This is a genomic window from Psychrobacter glacincola, assembly GCF_904846075.1.
Classification (GTDB): domain Bacteria; phylum Pseudomonadota; class Gammaproteobacteria; order Pseudomonadales; family Moraxellaceae; genus Psychrobacter; species Psychrobacter glacincola_C.
In genome coordinates, this window is record NZ_CAJGZH010000002.1 from 823624 (window position 1) to 845911 (window position 22288).

General features: G+C 42.1%; 17 protein-coding genes, 1 pseudogene and 2 riboswitches. Of the genes and pseudogenes, 8 read left to right on the forward strand and 10 right to left on the reverse strand.

All coding sequences use genetic code 11. The annotated features are described in order from the left end of the window. Positions 1-16: 16 nt before the first annotated feature. The 4 genes and pseudogenes from JMW85_RS09590 to rtcR form a co-directional block, all read right to left on the reverse strand. Positions 17-703, reverse strand: a complete 687-nt coding sequence (locus JMW85_RS09590; RefSeq protein WP_201581602.1) for a hypothetical protein — start codon at positions 701-703, stop codon at positions 17-19. Positions 704-757: 54 nt separating this feature from the next. After that, positions 758-1921 (reverse strand): annotated as a pseudogene (locus JMW85_RS09595) (IS3 family transposase). Positions 1922-1973: 52 nt separating this feature from the next. Beyond that, a complete protein-coding gene (locus JMW85_RS09600; protein WP_201581833.1) occupies positions 1974-2147 on the reverse strand; it encodes a hypothetical protein in 174 nt (57 codons plus the stop codon). Positions 2148-2165: 18 nt separating this feature from the next. Next, a complete protein-coding gene (rtcR, locus tag JMW85_RS09605; protein ID WP_201581603.1) occupies positions 2166-3899 on the reverse strand; it encodes an RNA repair transcriptional activator RtcR in 1734 nt (577 codons plus the stop codon). Positions 3900-4153: 254 nt separating this feature from the next. Here rtcR and JMW85_RS09610 point away from each other — a divergent pair, with 254 nt between their 5' ends. The 5 genes from JMW85_RS09610 to JMW85_RS09630 all read left to right on the forward strand — a co-directional run bounded on the left by JMW85_RS09610 (position 4154) and on the right by JMW85_RS09630 (position 11136). Next, positions 4154-5386: an RtcB family protein gene (locus JMW85_RS09610; protein WP_201581604.1), complete on the forward strand. Its 1233-nt coding sequence runs from the start codon at positions 4154-4156 to the stop codon at positions 5384-5386. Between the two features lie 39 nt (positions 5387-5425). Next, positions 5426-7057: an LA2681 family HEPN domain-containing protein gene (locus JMW85_RS09615; RefSeq protein ID WP_201581605.1), complete on the forward strand. Its 1632-nt coding sequence runs from the start codon at positions 5426-5428 to the stop codon at positions 7055-7057. Between the two features lie 77 nt (positions 7058-7134). Continuing rightward, positions 7135-8238: an RNA 3'-terminal phosphate cyclase gene (gene rtcA / locus JMW85_RS09620; protein ID WP_201581606.1), complete on the forward strand. Its 1104-nt coding sequence runs from the start codon at positions 7135-7137 to the stop codon at positions 8236-8238. Positions 8239-8445: 207 nt separating this feature from the next. After that, positions 8446-10248 (forward strand): FMN-binding glutamate synthase family protein, encoded by a 1803-nt coding sequence (locus tag JMW85_RS09625; protein ID WP_087813738.1) that lies wholly within the window; start codon positions 8446-8448, stop codon positions 10246-10248. Between the two features lie 72 nt (positions 10249-10320). Then, a complete protein-coding gene (locus tag JMW85_RS09630; RefSeq protein ID WP_201581607.1) occupies positions 10321-11136 on the forward strand; it encodes a phosphodiester glycosidase family protein in 816 nt (271 codons plus the stop codon). Between the two features lie 132 nt (positions 11137-11268). Here the strand turns inward: JMW85_RS09630 and JMW85_RS09635 are convergent, their stop codons facing one another. From JMW85_RS09635 to JMW85_RS09660, 6 genes are all read right to left on the reverse strand, one after another. Then, positions 11269-12465, reverse strand: coding sequence for a globin domain-containing protein (locus tag JMW85_RS09635; protein WP_201581608.1), 1197 nt, complete (start codon positions 12463-12465; stop codon positions 11269-11271). Positions 12466-12901: 436 nt separating this feature from the next. After that, on the reverse strand, positions 12902-14137 hold the full coding sequence (locus JMW85_RS09640; protein ID WP_201554210.1) for a vWA domain-containing protein: 1236 nt from the start codon (positions 14135-14137) through the stop codon (positions 12902-12904). A gap of 2 nt (positions 14138-14139) precedes the next feature. Then, positions 14140-16251 (reverse strand): hypothetical protein, encoded by a 2112-nt coding sequence (locus JMW85_RS09645; RefSeq protein ID WP_201581609.1) that lies wholly within the window; start codon positions 16249-16251, stop codon positions 14140-14142. Positions 16252-16290: 39 nt separating this feature from the next. Beyond that, entirely contained in the window at positions 16291-17154 is an 864-nt protein-coding gene (locus tag JMW85_RS09650) for an AAA family ATPase (protein WP_087813734.1), read from the reverse strand. Between the two features lie 384 nt (positions 17155-17538). Further along, the gene (locus JMW85_RS09655; RefSeq protein WP_201581610.1) at positions 17539-18180 is read right to left on the reverse strand and encodes a hypothetical protein; all 642 of its coding nucleotides are present in this window, start codon (positions 18178-18180) and stop codon (positions 17539-17541) included. A 324-nt stretch (positions 18181-18504) separates the two neighbouring features. Beyond that, positions 18505-18825, reverse strand: coding sequence for a YcgL domain-containing protein (locus JMW85_RS09660; RefSeq protein ID WP_198330511.1), 321 nt, complete (start codon positions 18823-18825; stop codon positions 18505-18507). A 235-nt stretch (positions 18826-19060) separates the two neighbouring features. Further along, a riboswitch (glycine riboswitch) is annotated at positions 19061-19198 on the forward strand. Between the two features lie 54 nt (positions 19199-19252). After that, positions 19253-19412: riboswitch (glycine riboswitch) on the forward strand. Between the two features lie 188 nt (positions 19413-19600). Here JMW85_RS09660 and gcvT point away from each other — a divergent pair. From gcvT to JMW85_RS09675, 3 genes are all read left to right on the forward strand, one after another. Further along, positions 19601-20788, forward strand: a complete 1188-nt coding sequence (gene gcvT, locus JMW85_RS09665; RefSeq protein ID WP_201581611.1) for a glycine cleavage system aminomethyltransferase GcvT — start codon at positions 19601-19603, stop codon at positions 20786-20788. A gap of 69 nt (positions 20789-20857) precedes the next feature. Then, positions 20858-21238, forward strand: a complete 381-nt coding sequence (gene gcvH / locus JMW85_RS09670) for a glycine cleavage system protein GcvH (protein WP_011280078.1) — start codon at positions 20858-20860, stop codon at positions 21236-21238. A gap of 258 nt (positions 21239-21496) precedes the next feature. Beyond that, the gene (locus tag JMW85_RS09675; protein ID WP_201581612.1) at positions 21497-22279 is read left to right on the forward strand and encodes a nitroreductase family protein; all 783 of its coding nucleotides are present in this window, start codon (positions 21497-21499) and stop codon (positions 22277-22279) included. Positions 22280-22288: the final 9 nt, after the last annotated feature.

The window sequence follows — 22288 nt, forward strand, 5'->3', positions numbered from 1 at the left end:
TTTATTATTGATGCAATTAGTTATTTGAACTGGCATCATGTACCCATAGTCCTGCTTGATCAATAAAACAAGTATGATTGTCTGCCACCTCAAAGTTGTAGACGGTTGTCGTATAAGGAATAGGCTTATCTTGATGGTCTTTTAAATAATTTAGTGTTCGTAGCCCACCTTCTTTGTTTAAAACCCCTTTATTCAAGTAACCATTTTGCTGGTAAAAACTAAGATCTTTAACATAGCCTATACCTTTATATTCTGCCTTACTATAGTCGAGCATGTGCGCTTCGGCATCTTGTACGTAATCATCGTAGTAGTCTTCATGATAATGCTTTTGATACCAAAAATAGTTTGGATTACTCTCCAAATCTTCATGAGCGATTTGATAGGTAGGTTGCACACGCTCAACGGTATACATTACGCCATCGGCATTCACAGCAATCTCATACTGTTGTAGTTCGTCCACACGTTTAAAGTGAGGCTGATCATAGAACTCAATGTCCGCCTGTGGATTTTCCATAGCACCAACTACCCAAACAGGGTGATTGGGCGTCGCTAGAAAACTACTAAAGCGGCTAGCTGCTTGAATTTTTTCATCGACAAGCAGATAATTTTGAATATCAAAGTTTTCATCACCTGGTTTTAATCTATAAGGCGAAGTATTATTTTTCTCTAAACGTACGATCCACATCTCTTTGTCTTCATGCACAAAGGTCTTGACCCCTGCCGTCAAATCCGTACAGTTAAACTTGGGAGATTTTAATTACGCAGCCTGACAATAAAAGTCAAACCACACCTGTCTTGGCGTTTTATAGCCCAAGCCCTTTTGAATCCTAGTCTGATTATAATACAACTCAATATAGCCAATGATATCGCTGATCGCTACAAACCTTGTTTTATAGTCTTGGTGATACACCAGCTCATTCTTTAATGTGCCCCAGAAGCTTTCTATCGGAGCGTTGTCAAAGCAATTACCTTTACCACTCATTGAGCCTTTAAAGATGCTGATTGATGATTTTGTGATAGGCATGACTGCAATACTGGCTGCCTCTGTCAGAGTGCACAATCAATCCTTGGCTTGGACGTTTATTTTTGATTGCCATATTGAGTGCACGGCATACTAGATCAGCGGTCATACGTTTGTTAATGGCATAGCCGACCAGCTCTTTGGTGTATAAGTCTTTAACGCCTGCCAAGTACAGCCAGCCCTCATTTGTCCAGATATAGGTGATGTCACTGACCCACGCTTGGTTAGGGCGACTGGCATGAAACTTCTGATCCAGTACGTTTGGATAGACCAGCTTATTGTGATTAGAGTCTGTCGTAATTTTAAAGCGCTTGTGGCGACGGCATTTGATGCCATGTTCCTCTTTAATGCTTCTAACCATGTATAGGCTAATGTCATGGCCTTGCTCGGTGAGCGTTGCATGCAAACGCTCATAACCATAACGTTCTTTACTTTCACTGTGAGCGGCTTTAACTAGTAGCTCACAATGGTTGCGGTGTATCTGCTGCTCGCTGATATCGCGACTACTCCAGTCGTAATAACTTGATGGTTTGACGCTTAACACATAGCACATAGTGGTGATGCTAAATATCTGCTGATTGTCTTTAATAAAGGCGTACCTGACTAGCTGTGCTTGGCGAAGTACGCCGTCGCCTTTTTTAATATCTCTCGCTCCTCTTCGGCAACTTTAAGCTGTCGTTTGAGGCGCTTGTTATCTTCTAGAACAGCTATAAGCTGTGGATCATACTGCTCAGTGCCTACAAGCTTGCCTTGATTAGCTTTGTTGTTCCAATTCGATAAGGTTTGCATGGCGATGCCAAGCTGCTTTGCAGTTGCTGAAATATTGCCGTTGTTGTCTGTGATCTTTTTAACAGCTTCGGCTTTAAATTCGTTACTGTAGGTTCTTATTTTCTTGGTCATGGTAAACTCCGATTAATACGCTTAGTTTACCAAGTTTATCTCTACGGTTTCTTCAGCATAGCTCAGTCTTGACCACAGGCTTATACTCTATGTCACCGCTACCATCTTCAGGCTTGGAGAGTACAGGCTTTGATAAAACTAAGTCACCCACTTTGATATCTTGGATTGGCACTAAACTTTTGTCTGTAAGAATCAAAGTCCCTGCCACAAATCCTGTGTTGTTCATGTCTTATCCTTTTTAATATTATCGTTTTAACCCATCAAACCTCAGCCCAAACTTTAGCAGATACTTACGCAGTCGGTCGCTGTCGTTATTGCTTTTCAGCTGAGTTCTGGAGTTGGCGTACAGATAGCGCCCAGCCGCCGCTTGGTTTTTATGGTTGATACAAACCTCAATCACATATGCCAATTGCACTGCATCAAACGGATCAATAGTTGTCAGAATCTCTTCATCGAGACATTTTCTTAAAATATTATGGCTACCCTGCTCAACGGTTTCGCTGTTTAAAGTAGCATTGGGGCTATTATTACTTAGGCTATTTTTGTTCGCGTTATTACCCTGATTATTGTTACCTAAACTATTCGAGCCACTCAAACTGTCAGGCAGCTCCCAAAGATGCGTCAAGCGTTCAATCTCCGCTTGCACATCATCATTGCGAATCACTTTACTCTCAGCAAGTGTAGTCAAACGAATTATACTGGCCGTCAAATCACGAAAGTTCCCCTGCCATGTCGCATCCGCACTCATGGCAAAGCTTTCATACAGCTGCCGTGCTTCTGGGGCAAATCGATACTGCTGCTGTTGCTCGCTACCCAAGCGCGCCAATTCATAATCGATATTGGCAGGTAAATCTTCCAACCTGTCTTTGAGTGATGGCAAAGAAAACGTCCATGTATTGAGACGCGCAAATAGATCTGCCCGAAACTCGCCATTAGCGACTGCTTGGCGCAAGTCTTTGTTAGTGCCTGCCATCAGCTGAAATGACACGCTAATCGGCGTATCACTGCCAAGCGGATAAAAGCGCTGCTCTTCCAGTGCGGTCAATAGCATCGCTTGCTCATCAAGCCCCAACTCACCGATTTCATCTAAAAATAATAAACCACCATCGGCTGATTTTAGCAGCCCATCACGGCTCGTCGCAGCTCCCGTAAATGCACCTTTAACATGACCGAATAGCACACTCATGGCAGTGTCACCACGTAGCGTGGCGCAGTTGACCTCGACGAATTGTTCAAGCGTGTTTTTGCCTTGCGTACTGTTAGCTTTGGCTTTTTTGAGCGCGTAGATTTGGCCTGCCAGTTGCGACTTGCCCGCCCCTGTTGCGCCCATTAGCAGTATGGGTGCAGTCGAGCGGATTGCTACCTTTTCGATATCGGAGATGAGCTTTTGATAAGCGGCATTTTGGGTAACTAGATTGGCTTGTAAGGTTTGCCAATGTTGCTGTTTTTCTGCTTCAAATCGTTCACGTAAGCCATCATATCGTGAGACATCTAGATCTATTACTTGATAGCGACCTTGCGGATCGGCTTGGTCAGGTCTTGGACAAGGGGAAGTCTGAATCAAATCAGCTGGGATAAATCCTGCTTCTACCAATAAAAACCAGCAAATCTGTGCCACGTGCGTACCTGTGGTCAAATGTAATAAGTAATCGGTACTATCCTGAAAATCAAACCCTGCGGCAAAATCATACAGCTCAGCATAAACATCGGCAAAATCCCACGGGCTAATCAAAGCCACATGATGACCAATAACGGTAGTGTTCGGACTGACTTTCGCCATGTCATCTTTAATAATTTTAAACAGCCGCTTATCGCGCTTGCTATATAAGATATGCAGCTCATCGACGAGCAACTCATCATGCAGGCCTAAACTGACGGTTGGTCGCCAACGCTGCCAACGCTTATCGTTAAAACCATTGTCTAAAGTAGTGCCGAGGAAGCCGATGACGGCAGTTTTGTTGTTCGAATCACTGTTCATAATATTACTTATCACTGATTATCATTAATAAATAGTATATTATTTTCTATCTAGTTAGATATATTTCTATATATTTTTAGCCCATGGTTAAATAAATATTTTTATTCGAAAAAAATACAAAAATTAAACCATTTACTATCAATTACTTATGATTAAATACTGAATATCTTAAAAACTTGGCACGCCCTTAGCATTATATGAAGTAAGAATCATCTTTCATAATAAACAAACTTTGCAACGCTAAGGGACACACCATGCAACCAACTACTCATAATATTATTCAAGACGGTGGAACGCCGATTAGACTTTGGACCAAAGGCGTGCCTGTTGACCCAAAAGCACACGATCAATTGATCAAAGCCTCAAAAATGCCGTTTGTATATAAATGGCTTGCGGTGATGCCCGATGTGCATGTCGGTATTGGCGCGACTATCGGTACGGTATTGCCCACCAAAGAAGCGATTATTCCGGCTGCCGTTGGCGTCGATATTGGCTGCGGAATGATGGCAGTACAAACCACCCTAACCGCGAACGATTTGCCAGATAGTTTGCTTGGTCTGCGTACCGAACTAGAAAAAGCCATTCCACATGGTCGTAGTAAAACGCGTGGTCGCGGGTCACGCCGTGATGTTGGCGCGTGGGCAAACCCTGATGACACCGTAATGAACGGTTGGGGAACTCTGGTTGATGACTTTAATTATATAACCCAAAAGCACCCTAAACTTAAAAATACTAATAACCTTAACCATTTGGGTACGCTGGGTACAGGGAATCATTTTGTCGAGGTGTGCCTTGATGAAACCAACCAAGTTTGGATCATGCTGCACTCAGGCTCACGCGGTGTGGGTAATGCCATCGGACGATACTTTATTGAGCTGGCACGTGAGGACATGCGCAAGTGGTTTATCAACTTGCCCGATAAAGATTTGGCCTACTTTGCCGAGGGTACAGAGCATTTCGATGATTATTGGTTTGCAGTTGGTTGGGCGCAGCGTTTTGCCTTTAAAAACCGTGAAATCATGATGGAAAAAGCCATCAAAGCCCTACGCCAAATCATACCTAAGCCTTTTGATGCAGCCGTAAAAGCGGTGAACTGTCATCATAACTATGTGGCAAAAGAAGAGCATTATGGCGAGGAAGTATTCGTCACTCGCAAAGGCGCTGTCCGTGCCCGCGTTGGCGAGTACGGAATTATCCCAGGGTCGATGGGTGCCAAATCATTCATCGTACGCGGTAAAGGCAACGAAGAATCGTTTTGCTCTTGCTCGCATGGCGCAGGTCGTATCATGTCACGTACCGAGGCGAAAAAGGTATTTACGGTCGCCGATCAAATCGCGCAGACTGAGGGCGTAGAATGCCGAAAGGACGCGGATGTAATTGATGAGATTCCAGCAGCATACAAAAATATCGATGACGTCATGAAAGCACAAAGTGACTTGGTAGAAGTGGTGCATACGCTGCGTCAGGTGGTTTGTGTTAAAGGATAGGTAGGAACTATTATTTTCTAATATCACAAGGATAAAATTATGGAAGATTCCATCCAGTCTAAGCTTATATATACAAACTTGCAGTTAGATAATGCATCTGAAATGATTAATAAAGGGCAGTTTGAACAAAGCTATAAGTTATGCTTATATTTAAAGGAGCTTCTAGAAAAAGTCCATGATCTCAGTGACCCTAGTTTTTCCTACGCATTTTTTAGACTTGCTGGACTATTTGTTGATTTAGGTAATAGGGATTCCAACCTAGAGTCTTCTCAAATCGGATTGGAAATAATGGAGTCTAATAGCTTTGAACACTGTTTAACTCGTGATAGTTATTACTACTGCTTAGCAAACGCTAAAGGTAATTTGACTCAAAGTGATTCCAATAACTACTGTAAAACTGATGTCAGTAAGATAGAAAGATTTTCAGAAGTAGGGTCATTACTTCTCAAAGCAACTATGATTCGTAGAAAAAATAAAGATGTTTTGTCGCCACAGGTTATGGTTAATATGGGAATAAATCTATATCTGCAGTATAGATTTTCAGAAGCATTAAGTTTGTTTGACAAGGTCAATTGTATGGGATTAGACATTCCAGAATCTTGGGTAAATCGCAGTGAATGTTTAGCACTATTAAATCAGATTACAGAAGTATTCTCGATCCAACAATATAAAGAGGTAGCTCAAGGCTATTATCATGCTAGTGTTTCGAGTGAATTTCCTTATGACTGGCAAAATAACTTTTTCAATAAGGCTAAACACACGAAAAAAGAGATCGAAGATTATTGTTTGGATTTGGGTATAGATATAGAAGATGACAAACATTTAGACGAACAGGAATATCAATCTTTGTCAGAATATCGTAGATGGTGTTTAGATAATTTTTTAAGCCTTAGTGAACATGGTTTATATTGTAAGTGTCATGGAAGTGCGCGTGATAACTTGAATATCCCAGTGCCCACTAGAGCAGTTGCTGGAGATTTTATATTACCGATGGAGAAGGTACTAAATAGGCTTAAATCCGAATTTGGTCTTGCCAGATTAATGTTGTATGAACATCAATCTGATAAGAAAGATAACGATATTGACGATGATGCTTGCTATGCGGAGCTATATGACAACGAGCTGCTAGGAACAAACATCGAAAAGCTTCGTACTGCTTTTCGAATTTGCTTTGGTATACTAGATAAGATAGGTAATGCCATTGCTTTGTTGTTTGATTTACAACTTAAAACCAATAAAGGTAAAGTCAGGCCCTCATACTTTCATACCTTTTGGGAACTTGAAAACGAAGACAGACGTCAAAAGTTCGAAGCTTATGATAATGAAGGTTTGATTGGTTTATATAGCATAGCTTGTGATTTAAATCACAAGCTAGAAGGTGAGCTTAGTTTTTACAAGCAGTGGCGAAATGCCTTGGAGCATAGTTTTGTATTTGTTTATGAGAATGAAAAACCTGAAGATATTGAAACCTCATTAGCCTATTATGAAGAACCAGTTTTTATTTCAGAGTCCGAATTTGTTGAGAGCGCCGAGCATGTCCTGCAATTGACACGTTCAGCCATTTTTTCCTTCGTCTTTGCAGTTAGGATCAAAGCCGAGAGGGAAGCTCTTAACAATATCCCTGATATTTTAATTCAAAATAAGTTTCTTGAACAAAAAAAATATACTTAGAAAATGAAGAATAAGAGAGTACCAAAATGAAGCTCGCAGAGGCCCTACTCATTTGCCAATAAAGATAATAAATACTCATGACTAAAACAAAGCCCAAAACCCTAAAAATCGACGGCAGTACAGGCGAAGGTGGCGGGCAAATCATTCGCACTGCCCTATCATTATCGATGCTCACAGGCACACCAATCGAGATCACCAATATTCGTGCTGGAAGAGCTAAATCTGGATTGATGCGTCAGCACTTGATGTGCGTACAAGCCTCGCAGCAAATATCAGACGCTACCGTGGCAGGTGCAGCGTTGGTTAGCTCATCGTTTCGCTTTGCACCTAATGCGATTCAATCTGGTGATTACCATTTTGATATTGGTTCAGCTGGCAGTACAAGTCTCGTGCTACAAACGCTACTCCCTGCCCTACTTTTTGCCAATACCAACACACAAACGGTATCAACCGTAACAATAAAAGGCGGCACGCACAATCCACTCGCGCCAACCACGGACTTCCTACAGCAAGCGTTCGTCCCTGCATTAGCGAAATTGGGTATGCACGTGGGTATCGAATGCGTGCAAGCAGGGTTTGCGCCTATTGGTGGCGGCATGATTAAAGCGACGATAACGCCATTTATGCGCCATGCAGGCGCTTCACAATTTAACCTGACTAAACGCGGTAAGCTTAACGGTATAGAGCTGGTCGCGAGCGTGCTCAATCTAGAGTACGATATTTGCAAACGCGAGCTTGCCAGTACTCAAGCATCATTGGTTGAAGCAGGTATTGATAAGACACTAATTACTACTAAAAGCTTTAAATTACAAGGTATCGGTGAAGGCAATAGCTGCTATGCACAAGTCATTCATAAGATTTCTGACACCCAAAATCATAAAGAACATCACTCCGAGGTGTTTACTTTATTAGGAGAAAAACGCAGCTCAGCAGAAAAGATAGGTTGTCGTTTATCAGGCTTAGTCAAACGTTATGTATTTAACACCGACTCACTGGTCGATGAATACTTAACCGACCAATTACTCTTACCGTTGGCATTAGCAGGCGGTGGCGAGTTTACCGCGCGTGTCGTTAGTAAGCACGCTGAAACCCAAGCATGGCTCATTCAGCAATTTTTGCCCGTTGAGATTAAGCTTAAAGTGATCGACGAGCAGAAAACTTTGGTACAAGTTGTCTGTTAAAATCACGCCACTAGCAACATCAACAGTAGCACTCTGTTACCCAATTACTGCTATGCAGTGATATCATATGTGTATGATGTAGGCGATAAATCTGAGTGCTTTGTCAGTGTCTAACAATAATGGTCCTAAGAGGGTAGTTTTTGCCCTACTCTCTCTTTGAATCATTGTCACCTTTTTAATATTTATGTATTACTGTTGAGTGTAGCCATGCCCCAATCTCGTACCAATCTAAATCCTGAACCTAAAACCAACTCTCCGTATTTGGTCGGCTTATTGCTGCGTTATAGCACCTTTGGCGCTGCCATCTTGATATTTTTAGCAGGTCTACTACTGCTAAATTGGTGGTTAATTATTCTCGGTGGGTTTGGGGTATGCTTGGGGATTTATGACGTCATACAATCAAAGCATGCTATTTTGAAAAACTATCCCGTTGCCGGACATATTCGTTATGTACTTGAAGACTTTCGTCCTGAAATTCGTCAATATTTACTAGAAAATGACAAAGAGCAAGTACCGTTTTCACGCCAGCAGCGGGCGCTAATTTACCAACGTGCTAAGAATGTTAGTGACACCAACGCCTTTGGTACGCTAGATAATTTATACACCAATGGTAAAGAATGGTTTTTACAATCAGCGATTAGCCAACCTCTAGAAAACAAAGATTTTCGTATTATGGTCGGCGGTGAGCGTTGTCAGCAGCCGCATGATATGTCGGTATTTAATATCTCGGCGATGAGCTTTGGCAGCTTATCGGCTAACGCGATTATGGCGCTCAATCAAGGCGCAAAAATGGGCGGCTTTACTCATGATACGGGTGAAGGAGCTATCAGCCCTTATCATCGCAAGTTCGGTGGTGATTTAATTTGGGAGCTAGGTACAGGGTATTTTGGTTGCCGTGATGATAGTGGCAATTTTGACCCGCAGTCTTTTGCCGAAAAAGCGGTTGATCCACAAGTAAAAATGATTGAAATTAAATTATCCCAAGGGGCAAAACCTGGTAAAGGTGGCGTGCTACCCGCGGAGAAAATCACCCAAGAAATCGCTGATACCCGTCAAGTACCGACAGGTCAAGATTGTGTGTCGCCCTCGTCGCATACCGCCTTTAGTACCCCGCGAGAATTGGTCGCTTTTTGGCAACAACTGCGCGAGTTATCAGGCGGCAAACCTGTGGGCTTCAAACTTTGTGTTGGTCAGCCTTGGCAGTTTATGGCCATTGTGAAAGCCATGATCGAAACCGATAATTACCCTGATTTTATCGTCATCGATGGCGCAGAAGGCGGTACTGGCGCGGCTCCTGTCGAATTCATGGACAACGTCGGTATGCCAATGGTTGAAGGATTTTTATTAATACACAATACTTTAGTCGGCGCAGGCATTCGCGATAAAATCAAACTTGGTGTGAGCGGTAAAATCGTCTCTGGTTTCGATATTGCCCGTATGATTGCCTTGGGCGCAGACTGGTGTAATTCAGCGCGCGGCTTTATGTTTGCCGTTGGCTGTATTCAATCACGTTCATGCCATACCAACACTTGCCCGACAGGCGTTGCCACCCAAGACCCGTATCGTCAAAAGGCGCTGGATGTACCAAGCAAAGCTGAGCGTGTCGCAAGCTTCCATAAAAACACTCTGAAATCCCTAGCCAGTATCGTTGGTGCGGTCGGCTTACAACACCCAAGCCAATTACAACCTTATCATATCGCGCGCCGCCTCGATGATGGGCAGATAAAACTATTATCGAAGTTCTTTTATTTTACAGATAAGGGAGCGCTACTCAATAATAGCGCCCGCGCAGATGTGTTTAATCAGATGTGGGTCATGGCGAACCCAGATAGCTTTTTAGCCAATGATGACGCCCTCATTGCTTATAATAAAGACTCACGGGATAAAGGCAGAGAAACCACCACATCGGTGGAACAGAGCCTTGGCAACTTTGCAAGTATCACAGGCGGTGGGCAGTTAATCGGTAACGTCAACAATACTTTTCGCGAATTTCCGCCTAGCAGTGATTAAGAAATAGCGATTAAAAATCCGTGAGCCCTGACTATTTATATCTCACTCCATACTATAAAAGATATATCATTGATGCCAAATTTCGCTCTTCCCTTACCTTTAGGAGCAGTCGCCCTACTCTTGCTAAGTGTTAGTGCTTGCCAACCGATAAGCACTGATGCTGCTGACAGCGAGATACAAAAATGTTCGTGTCAGACTCAAGATGCACCATTTTCTTATAGTGTTTGTAGCATTGATGCTGAAGCTTTGACGGATGGCCGCTATTCATTGAAATTGTTTTGGCAGCAGCCTGATAGTACGAAATCGTTGCTAACCTTTGATACGTTATTAGCCACATTGCCCTCAAATCAAGCGCTGAGCTTTGCTATGAATGCAGGTATGTACAATGAGAACTATGCACCGATTGGTTATACCATCATTGATGGTGAAGAGATCAAATCGCTAAATCTCAAAGAAGGCGGTGGCAATTTTCACTTATTACCCAACGGCGTGATGTGGTGGGATAAATTGGGCAACGTGCAAATCACAGAAAGCAACGCCTTAAACGAGCAGCTTAACAGCGGCGAAGCTAAGCCTTGGTATGCCACCCAATCAGGTCCTATATTGGTTATCAATAATAAGATACATCCACAGTTTAATCCTGATAGCACTTCACTCAAAATTCGTAATGGCGCAGGTGTTTGCAATGACGGCCACATAAAATTTGTCAATAGCGATGAGCCTGTGACATTTTATCAATTTGCATCGTTATTTAAGAATGACTTAAACTGTCCGAATGCTCTGTTTTTAGATGGCGGGATTGCTTCGGCATTATATGCGCCCAGCATTGATAAGCACGATAAAAAAGAGATGGGCGTGATGGTTGGATTGGTTGAAAATAAAGATTAGGCGATGTATTTATTTTTAAAATAGTGATAAAAATAAGATAAATTGCATTGAATAAAAAGCACTTGAGACGATTTTGTCATCCAAGTGCTTTTTTTATTAATAGCAACAGTTAATGGCTAACAATAGCTAAAATTAACCGCCCAAACTCATCTTGGGACCAAACGGTTCATAATGAACGCTATCAACACCGTGATCTAGCGTCACTAGCCCATCGATCATGCTTTCCATAAATGGCATCGAGCCACAGACATAAATATCAGCAGGCTTAGGTAATTGAGCAAGCCACGCCTCATCTAATTGTTGTCCAGACTCAAAATAGAAAATATGCTTTTCTACAGTCTCAGCCTTTTCTAACAGCGTCTCCACTTCAGTATTGAAAGCGTGATGCGCATCATTTTGGCAAGCATAAACCCAGATAATAGGTCGTTTTGGATTGGCTAATACTTGTGCCTCCAACATAGATAACACAGGAGTTACCCCAACACCAGCACTTATCAATACTAGCGGAATCTCATTTTGCTGTACCAAGTCTTGATTGAGCGCAAAGTCACCTGCTGGTGCCGATAATAAAACCGTGTCACCCACTTCTAATTGGTCGTGCATATAGTTAGAGACCAAACCATGATGCTCATTGCGATTGTCACGTCTGACCGCAAACTGAATGCCTGCATCGGTACTAGCAGAGTACAAAGAGTAATGACGTAGCGCAACATGGTCACTGTCTTTTGGATCTGTTTTCACTGTGATGTACTGACCTGCGGTTAAAGTCAATTTGCTCAGGTCAATCTGTTGATGACTTTCTGCATTATCTTTGGCTGGTACAACTGTAAAGGCAGCAATATCCGTAGCAGCTGCTACCTTTTTAGTCACTACAAAAGGCGCAAAACCCTGCCACATCGCCTCCTCATACATGCCATGTTCAATCTGGATAAATACTGAGGCAATCTCATCATAAGCTTCAGTCCAAGCATTGATAATATCGTCATTGGCAGCCTCGCCCAGTACTTCCTTTATTGCACCGATTAAATGCTTACCAACGATAGGATAATGCTCAGGCAAAATCTGTAAAGCACGATGCTTGTGGCTGATTTGCGTGACTTGTGGTAATAACGTCGCCAATTTATCTAAGTGTTTAGCAGCGGCTAACACGGTCGTTGCTAGAGCCGTCTGTTGACGACCCAATTTTTGATTGGTTTCGTTAAATATGTCCAACAGCTCAGGATGCTCTTCAAACATGTTTTTATAAAACACCGTGGTGATTGCCGTTCCATGCTCTTCAAGGACGGGAACAGTTGCGGTGACGATTTCTAAAGTCTTTGGTGAAGCCATACTGTCTCTCTTATTAGTACCAATTCCAAAAAGTATGAGGAGCGATGTCAAACTCGTGTAGTCTACTGAATGTAGTACTTGCACGCGCTTTTTGCTACTAAAATGATTGAAAATGGCATAAGTTCATTACATTGATTGGTTGATTAACATATGAAAAATGAAGTGCTTAAATAAGCAACGACGACTGATTTTTACAAACGATTATCAAATTCTTGTCATCAAATTTTTCGCCGAACCAGTCAAAACGCTTTTATAACATTCATTTAAAATGAATGTTATCATATTTTGCTGCTTATACCAATGCCGTATGACTGCAAAACTGATTATTTTTGACAAAAAAGCAGCCGCTATGCTGTCATAACGGCTGCTTTTATCAAAAAATATGGGGATTAACAGGTTTTCTAAGTTAGGGCGTATCTTTATCCACACGTTAAAATTAACGCGCTAGATAATTGGTCATCTCTTCTACCCCATGTAAGGTCATCGGATACATTTTATTGTCGAATAGTTTCTTAATTTCAACGATGGTTTGGGTATATTGCCAGTACGCTGGATCTTCAGGATTGAGCCAAGCGACTTTATCAAAATGCGCCAATACCCTTTTTAACCAAACAATACCCGCCTCATTGTTCATATATTCAACGCTGCCACCAACTGTCATCAGCTCATATGGCGACATTGACGCATCGCCGACGAAGATAACGCGATATTCACGACCGTATTTATTGAGCAGCTCATACGTTGGCATCGGCGCACTATGGCGACGATTATTGTCCTTCCAAACATAGTCATACAAACAGTTATGAAAGTAAAAAAACTCTAAGGTTTTAAATTCATTTCTAGCCGCTGAAAATAGCTTTTCTAAGGCTTCAACATGGACATCCATACTGCCGCCCACATCAAACAGCATCAATACTTTGACGCGATTACGGCGCTCAGCTTGCATATGGATGTCGAGCACGCCTTTTTTTGCCGTGCGTTTAATAGTCTCATGAATGTCTAACTCATCGGCGCTACCGGTACGGGCAAACTGGCGCAAGTTTCGTAGTGCCATTTGAATTTGACGGGTACCAAGCTGACTGTCATCATCAAGGTTGCGGTATTTACGCTGCTCCCAGACTTTAGCGGCGCTACGTTTACGCGACTCACCGCCAACGCGCACGCCTTCTGGATGGTCACCATAGGCACCAAATGGCGATGTACCGCCTGTACCAACCCACTTACTACCGCCTTGATGACGCTCTTTTTGCTCTTTTAGACGCTCTTCAAGCGCTTTCATCAGCTCCTCTAACGAGCCGTATTTTTTCAGCAGTCGGCGCTGCTCTTCGGTTAGATTTTTTGGGTCGAGCTTTAAATCTAGCCACTCTTTAGGAATATCCGTCAATTTAGCCAATAGCTCATCCATATCCAGGCTGTCGACACCCTCAAAATAATCTGCCATAGCGCGGTCAAATTTATCAAAATGGCGCTCGTCTTTGACCATGCAAAGCCGAATTAGCCGGTACATATCCTCACGACTGGCAAAGGTAGACAGCTCTGGATCTTCCTGCTTTGATGAGACAATTGGCTGCATCATCAGCCCTTGATCTAACGCGGCATTTAGGTCAAGCAGCTCACGCGTACTGACGGGCACACCATAAGTACGTAAGGTATAGAACAATTTGATAAACATAATTAATTCTTCATCATAAATGTTTGGCTAAAATCCGAGTTAGGGTCAATAAGTGCTAAATTCGTTTTCCAAAAATTATCACTCTCAATATTTTGAATGAGCGTAGCTAAATCTAGATTGTTTTTGACAGCAATATCTTCAGTCAACATATCTGTAATAAACATTTCATGTTTATCCAATACTATCAATAACTCTTCAAAAGAAATCTTTAAAAAACCATCAATATATCCATGGTCAAATTCTAACGTAGTATCTACAATCCACGAATGAATACTAAATTTAGCACTATCAAGCCCTAAACTAGGCAAGAAAATATCTCTAACATATGTGGTTTTACGTGCTAGCTGATAAGCTGCTTTTTTGAGAACAAAGTTCCTATACTCATATATTTCTTTGACATTACTTTTGATGTAGCTAGATTTAAGCTCAATGATTAAAACCTTATCATCTGTTACCACAATGGCATCTATCTCACCTACTCCAGATTCCGAAGGCTCATACTGACTATAGACTCTGCCTTTGGATTTAGCTAACAATCCAGCTAAGTTATTTTCCATCAAATCGGTTTCAGACTTCAAACTGGCTCTATTTTTATACATTTTTCTAAAAGTATTTATGGTAGCAGTACTGAAGTTTTTTTGAGCTGACATCCATGGCAGAGCAAACAGATAGTCATCAATTTTATAGAAGGATTTTTCAGTATAGAACGCATCGCTACCATCACGTAAATCCTTTGACCAAAAATCAAGAATTCGACTCATATCTTTTACTTTTTGGTTGCCACTACCCTCAATTATCCAGTCTGACATCTTGATTGCTTTCTCTTTTTGAGTAGCGAAAGTAATAGGCATTCTATTTTGACCAATTAAGACACCATCTATCATCAGTTTCGCTAAGGTAGAAAATGCGTGTTGGTTATTACTGTCTCTTAGTTTTTTAAACGTTTCAAGAAAATCATGAACATAGTGCGCCTGCGACAGTAACATCGTAAAAACTAAAGCACATAAGTCATAATCTTGTTCAAAAACTGCTTTTTCGATGCCGTATACTTCATATAACTGTAAAATAATACCTTGTGTTTTAGCTAATGCCAGCGCGTTAGATTCTAAATTTTCCCCTCTATCCAACCGTTCAAAATGAGGGTTGTCTGTTAAGGTATTAACGCCGCGCCACTGCCAATATGCTGATAAAACTCCAAACTTCTCTTTGAAAAAATCTGAATCATGTGCTTCAGTTTCTAATTTCAGTTGACCATTCTCTAAATAGTAATTTGTTGACAACTTATAACAGTAAGCACTGATGACTTGATCTTCATATAAATTAATTTCTATTTTATGAGCGACTAGTCGTTTAAAATCCTCATATTGTTTCATAAGAGAATGATTGAGATTTTCACTAAATAGGAAAGGAGACATTTTAGCTTTTAACGTCTGACCTAACTTCTTCTCTGTTAGCTTATTTTTCTCTATATTTGAGCTTGTTATAATTTCATGAAAAACAGACCAAATATCTTGAACAGAAACGTTGTCATTAGTATCCATTTGATACGGTATTTTTACACAATCAGTATCACTCATCAGATATTCATAAGCATAGAAGCTACTAAATACCATTGCTGTGATTTGATCGAGCTGCAATTGCTTCTTAATATCTTTATATGCATTAATGCGCTCTTGATATTGAGTTTGAATATATCTTACTGTATCCAAAAACCCATCAAACCTTGACGACTCAACTTGATTCGCTATTTCATTTAAAATATGCCACGAATGATGATTAGGGTTTGCAATAGTACCCGATAGGCGTATTGCATTAATGACACTCTCTTCGTCAATTTTAAGAAGGGCTTTCAACGTACAAGCGTCTATAGATGAAGGTGATAACCGTATATATTGACCCAAAGCAAATACAAAATTCTCATTACTCAAATGTCTTTTAGGAAGTATCACAATAAAATCTGAAGACCAAAAGTCAGTGAATTTATTCACTTTGTTTTTAAGTATTGAAGGAGTACTACTTTGAAATAATAAAATATCGATTATCTTTGCCAATGCCTCTTCATAGCCAAAATCGATAACTAGGGCTTCAAACTTAGTTTCAAAGTACGTCTTCATTGTTGACTCATCAGCTAAAAATTTAACTCAATATTTGGATTAACGACGCATCATATTGGCAAAGCGCTGCAACAAGCTCACATCAGCTTCATTTTTGAGCAGTGCGCCATATAACGGTGGAATGGATTTTTCACCACGCAAATTTTCTTCCAGCTCTGCTTGTGCCATATCATCAGCCAGTAGGAGCGTTAACCAATCAACCAGCTCAGACGTTGATGGTGGCTTTTTAAGCCCTTGAACATTGCGCAGCTTATAAAAAATATCGAGCGCATCGTTGACCAGCTTTTCTTGAATATCAGGGAAATGCACGTCAATGATTTGACGCATGGTTTCTTCTTCTGGGAAGTCAATATAATGGAAAAAACAACGACGCAAAAAGGCATCTGGCAGCTCTTTTTCATTGTTCGAGGTGATGATAACCACTGGACGCTGTGCCGCGGTAATGGTCTCACCTGTCTCATAAACATAAAAAGACATTTTATCGAGCTCATGAAGCAAGTCATTCGGGAATTCGATATCAGCTTTATCAATTTCATCAATCAATAGCACACTGCGCTCTTTACTGGTAAATGCCTCCCATAGCTTACCGGGTTTGATATAATTACCAATCTCATAAACCTTATCATCACCCAATTGCGAATCACGCAAGCGCGATACTGCATCGTACTCATACAACCCTTGCTCGGCTTTCGTGGTTGACTTGATATGCCACGTAATCAGCGGCATACCCAAACTTTCAGCCACTTCTTCCGCCAATAGCGTCTTACCTGTACCCGGCTCGCCTTTGATCAGAAGCGGCTTTTGTAACGTCATTGCTGCGTTAACCGCTAATTGCAAGTCGTCAGTGGCTATATAGTTTTGCGTACCAGTAAAGCTTTTTTTTGTCTTATCAGTCGTGGTCATAATCAAATCTCAGTTATTGTTATAGATTAAGGCTATCAAGAGCCATAAAGGGGCTAAAAGCAATCGATGGCAAATAAATAATCATTTAGATTAGCACAGCATGATTGATTGCCAAAATACTCATGCGTTCGCAGTTGTTGAAAAATAATAGATACCTTGAACGCCTATTGACGGTTGGTCGGCACAGTTATAAAACGTTTTTTCATAAAAAAAGACACGCATGGTGTCTTTTTTATGGTGCTTTTCATTCACAGTATTTTTATTGATAGCGTCTTTTATGTAGCCACCATAAACCTAAAGCACAGAGCCAGTCATCGCTAGCAAAAATTTAATATCACTTTACTGACGTCACTTTACTGATGGCACTTTATTGATGTTGCTTTACTACTTATCGAGCTTTTCCATATTAGGATTTTTAGCTAAACTGCTGTCTTTTTTTAAGCTAACGTCTGCTTTAGGGTTAGCCGCTAAAGGCGTTTTATTAGACGGTTCAGCAACAGTGGCTTGATCGGTTAAAGTCGTGCCTTCTGTCAAATAATTGCCAGTCGTCAGCTGCATGGTCGCTTGTGTATCTTCTGCAGTACGACTGCGCGCTTTGTCTAGACTTGACTCAAAAGCACCGCGAATAAGCTGCCAAACGAAGCCCACAAACAAGCCGACCACTAACACCACGAGTATCGGCAGCATATTGGTAATCGCGCCAGCCGTGTCCTTCATCATAATCGCATAAACCACGGCGATACTAGCGGGGGCAATCACACTTGGATCGCCAAGGGCAGTACCTGGTGCCAATAACACAGCAAACAATATCATCCAACTCATACCGCCCAACGGCCGCGGCAGCATACGAGCGACCAGCAACCACAATACCAACACAATAACGACACCACCCAGATACGCGTACATCGGTAAGTCTGCGGGTGGCACGTCTTTTACCAGCTGTCCCCACCAAATAGCAATTTCGCCGAGAATATCACTAATGGCTTCCAGCGGTAAGCTGTTTATAATACCTTTTAACCAGTCCATGCGTGTGTAGTTACCTGCGTTTATAAATTGTGCAGCGCGTTTACGCGCTTAACGATAGACAATGTGCTGTTTCAACGAACCATAATATCGAATACATTATCTTCAAAAGCCCTTAAGACATAAGCACTTGAAACACGACCTTTTGCCTCGCCACGTATTTTTTGTCTTGTCACTCATTTTGTCTTGTCACTCATATAGCCTGCTAGTTTATCACGACTTTCTACCAAAATGCATGAGCGCAAATGTGTCGTAAACTTTTTCTTGCTGGCTGTCATGTAACATAGCCAATAGAGGCTGATTAAAAACTCGCTTCAAAAATAGCCATTAATCATAAATATTGTCTTGTGCTTCACGCGCACGTAATTCCGCTTGGCGGCGCATCACATCTTGCGGAGGCATTTGTACAAAATACCCTTGCGACTGTAATTTTGCCAGTACCTCTTCTTTGTCAACGCGCGCAAGCGTCGGCGTATTGGCTAAGTCCAAGTGCATCACAAATTTACTGCGCCCTAAACTGGCACGGAAATCTTTTGGTAATACGCCAAGCCAATCTTTAAGCTCGTCGGTATCGTCAGGATAATCAGGACGGGCAATATAGACATACATATCGTTATGTTTGGGGAATTTATAAATATCACAATGCATAATAATGACCTATCAGAAACTATCGCCATAGATTAGCATATTTTGGGTGAATATCAGTAGTCGCTTTACGTTTTACGATGGGCATTCGTGCTAAATTGACTACTGCCTACCAAACGTAAAACGCTTTACTTATCGATACGGTATTGATTATTCTCACAAAAAATCATTTTTGCCAAAATTATTCACTTTAATCGCGTAGATGACTTGTAAAAGCGCCTTGAACCTTTCATAATAAAAGCGTTTTTCAGGAGAGAGTCTTGAGCACAATATCAGGTGCGTTCATATTAATGAGCTGGCGCTGATAATTGCTACTTGACCACCGAAGGCGCATCTACCCTGCCAATCGCTCAGGTAAAAGGACTGAAAAACACATGCCACGACTGTTTCGCTGTCTACCGTCAATTGCGTAGCACACCCAAACATAAGGCATAACAAATCTGGAGAGCGGTAAGGACGGACGACGCCTTACCCACCGAAGGGGAGAAAATGCGACATCATTTAATTTGGTTTTTTAAGGCTGGTGCTTTTAAAAACATGCAATGATGGTTCGTGTTGAAAATCTCAGGTTACAGGACAGATAGGGCTTTTGCTTAAACCGACGTTCAGCGTCTGTTTGGCGGATTGCGCTATTTTTCTGTGCTACCCTTGGTTGCAATGTTTGCACCTTGCAATATTGCTTCTCGCTACTATGATAAGGCATATCAGCCCTCATACTTTGATACTTGTTTTTACGACTGGTTATCGAATGCAGCTGATGTCCACATAAGGATTTGTTATGACCACTACTCAAGATAATACTGCTCAAAGCGCCAACACTTCAGCCCCTAAACGCACACCTCTTTATCAGTCTCACGTTGATAGTGACGGCAAGCTGGTGGATTTTTCTGGTTGGGAATTACCAATCCATTATGGTTCGCAAATCGAAGAGCACGAAGCGGTGCGTACTGATGCTGGTATGTTTGATGTCTCACATATGGTCGTCGCTGATGTTAAAGGTAGCGATACCAAAGCATGGCTACAAAAGCTACTGGCCAATGATGTCGATAAACTCAAAACCGTCGGTAAAGCGTTATATTCTGGCATGCTCAACGAGCAAGGTGGCGTCATCGATGACTTAATCGTTTACCTGATGAATGAAGACGCTACTGAATATCGTATCGTCTCAAACGCTGCTACTCGTGATAAAGACATGGCACAATTTGACAAAGTCGCCGAAGGTTTTGACATCAGCATCACTGAGCGTCCAGAGCTTGCGATGATAGCCGTGCAAGGACCAAACGCTGTTGAAAAACTCGCGCAAACCAAACCTAGCTGGGCAGATACTTTAGCTGGTCTTAAGCCTTTCGTTGGTGCTGATTTAACAGACATCGAAGGCAAAGATTGGTTCGTCGCTCGGACTGGCTATACCGGTGAAGATGGCGTCGAAGTCATTATGCATGGTGATGATGCACCAGCATTTTTTGAGCAATTGAAAGCCAATGGCATTAAACCTGCCGGTCTTGGCGCGCGTGATACCTTGCGTATGGAAGCTGGCATGAACCTTTATGGTCATGACATGGACGACAACGTCAGTCCTTACGAGTGCAACATGGGCTGGACACTTGCGTTAAAAGACGATCGTGATTTTGTCGGTCGTGACGCTTTGGTCAGCAAGCGTCAACAGTCAAAAGACGATAGCTCTGCCATGAAGCAAGTTGGCTTATTGCTAACGACGCGCGGCGTATTGCGTGAAGGCATGACAGTCACAATCAATCAAGGCACGGACAATGAGCAAACTGGCATTATCACCAGTGGCACCTTCTCCCCTAGTCTAAAAAACTCGATTGCGATTGCCCGTGTGCCTGCCAGCGTATCAGATGATGATAGCGTTCAGGTCGATCTACGCGGCAAAGGTAAGTTGGTTGATGTGCGTGTTCTTAAGCTACCGTTTGTCCGTAATGGCAAACAGCAGTTTGACTCGTAGGCATTATAAACCCTATTATTAACGTCCACTATTTTTGTTAACCATCCTCTATCATTTAGGAGAGAGACCATGAGCAATATCCCAGCAGAACTAAAATACATCGCCAGCCACGAGTGGTTACGCTTAGAAGACGACGGTACTATCACTGTTGGTATCACTGACCATGCTCAAGACCTATTGGGTGACGTGGTGTTTGTTGAATTGCCAGACGTGGGCGACATCATCGCTGTTGATGACGAAATCTCTGTTGTTGAATCAGTAAAAGCCGCTTCTGACGTTTATGCACCTATCTCAGGTGAAGTCGTTGCGATCAACGAAGCCCTAGAAGACGATCCAGAAATCATCAACTCTGACCCATATGGCGAAGGTTGGTTCTTTAGAATGAAGCCTGACAACATCGCTGACTACGAAGCATTGCTAACCGCTGATGAGTACGAAAACGAGCTGTAATAGCAACTTCACTCTCTCGCTTAAAAGCGGTATTTTATTTAAATGCCGCTACTTATAACCTTAAAAAACACAACTTGTTATGACAGATATTGGCGTCAGCTGATATCTGTACGCTTTTTCTTAGAATGTTTATCGCTCAATTTATTGCTTCCAATCGCTATCTGATTTATTCATATCAATTACTTGTCAGGCGCTATTAAAGAGACGTACTCAATACTGCCCCAAGTTGATCACTTAATCTCCAGCATGGATTCTCATATGACCCCTGACACTGATAATCAAGCAAACGCTCAAGCAAGTTCTCAAGAAAAATTTGCCACGCCTGATAATACACCGCAGCTGCAAGCGTTTCGCGAAGTGGTTGAATCACGTCGTTCAGTGCGCCGCTTTACCGACACACCGATACCTGATGATGTGTTAGCAGACTGTTTGCGTTTGGCCATGCTTGCACCAAACTCTAGCAATCTACAGCCGTGGGAATTTTATGTGATTGATGATGCGGATAAGCGCAAACGCGCGGTGAAAAATTGCATGAATCAAAATGCAGCGAAAACCGCCGCTCGTTTAATCGCAGTCGTTGCTCGCACCGATGTGTGGCATGACCATGCCAAGCAAATATTGCGCGAATACCCTGATAAGCCAGTACCAAAAAAAGTCAAAGACTATTATACCAAAGTCGTTGCCATGGACTTCTTACGAGGACCTGCCAACGTGGTATCAGCGGCTAAATGGGGTGCGACTCAAGTGGTCAGACGGGTAAAAGGTCCGATTAAATCACCTTACTATACTTTTGAAGACACCAAAAACTGGGCGACCAACAATACCGCCCTTGCTGCTGAAAACCTAATGCTTGCACTACGCGCGCATGGCTTTGATAGCTGTCCGATGGGCGGCTTTGATGAGCCTGCCATGAAGCGCTTATTAAATTTAAGCGATAATCAGCACATTATCATGATGATTGGTGCTGGCGAACGCGCTGATAATGGCGTTTACAACAGCCAGTTCCGCTTTGACCAAAAGCAATTTGTCCATTACGTATAAAATCGTCAA

Bases quoted from the DNA above. Each gene is read 5' to 3' on its own strand.
- JMW85_RS09600 (WP_201581833.1), bottom strand. From the start codon at position 2,147: ATGAACAACACAGGATTTGTGGCAGGGACTTTGATTCTTACAGACAAA.
- rtcR (WP_201581603.1), bottom strand. From the start codon at position 3,899: ATGAACAGTGATTCGAACAACAAAACTGCCGTCATCGGCTTCCTCGGC.
- JMW85_RS09610 (WP_201581604.1), top strand. From the start codon at position 4,154: ATGCAACCAACTACTCATAATATTATTCAAGACGGTGGAACGCCGATT.
- JMW85_RS09615 (WP_201581605.1), top strand. From the start codon at position 5,426: ATGGAAGATTCCATCCAGTCTAAGCTTATATATACAAACTTGCAGTTA.
- rtcA (WP_201581606.1), top strand. From the start codon at position 7,135: ATGACTAAAACAAAGCCCAAAACCCTAAAAATCGACGGCAGTACAGGC.
- JMW85_RS09625 (WP_087813738.1), top strand. From the start codon at position 8,446: ATGCCCCAATCTCGTACCAATCTAAATCCTGAACCTAAAACCAACTCT.
- JMW85_RS09630 (WP_201581607.1), top strand. From the start codon at position 10,321: ATGCCAAATTTCGCTCTTCCCTTACCTTTAGGAGCAGTCGCCCTACTC.
- JMW85_RS09635 (WP_201581608.1), bottom strand. From the start codon at position 12,465: ATGGCTTCACCAAAGACTTTAGAAATCGTCACCGCAACTGTTCCCGTC.
- JMW85_RS09640 (WP_201554210.1), bottom strand. From the start codon at position 14,137: ATGTTTATCAAATTGTTCTATACCTTACGTACTTATGGTGTGCCCGTC.
- JMW85_RS09645 (WP_201581609.1), bottom strand. From the start codon at position 16,251: ATGAAGACGTACTTTGAAACTAAGTTTGAAGCCCTAGTTATCGATTTT.
- JMW85_RS09650 (WP_087813734.1), bottom strand. From the start codon at position 17,154: ATGACCACGACTGATAAGACAAAAAAAAGCTTTACTGGTACGCAAAAC.
- JMW85_RS09655 (WP_201581610.1), bottom strand. From the start codon at position 18,180: ATGGACTGGTTAAAAGGTATTATAAACAGCTTACCGCTGGAAGCCATT.
- JMW85_RS09660 (WP_198330511.1), bottom strand. From the start codon at position 18,825: ATGCATTGTGATATTTATAAATTCCCCAAACATAACGATATGTATGTC.
- gcvT (WP_201581611.1), top strand. From the start codon at position 19,601: ATGACCACTACTCAAGATAATACTGCTCAAAGCGCCAACACTTCAGCC.
- gcvH (WP_011280078.1), top strand. From the start codon at position 20,858: ATGAGCAATATCCCAGCAGAACTAAAATACATCGCCAGCCACGAGTGG.
- JMW85_RS09675 (WP_201581612.1), top strand. From the start codon at position 21,497: ATGACCCCTGACACTGATAATCAAGCAAACGCTCAAGCAAGTTCTCAA.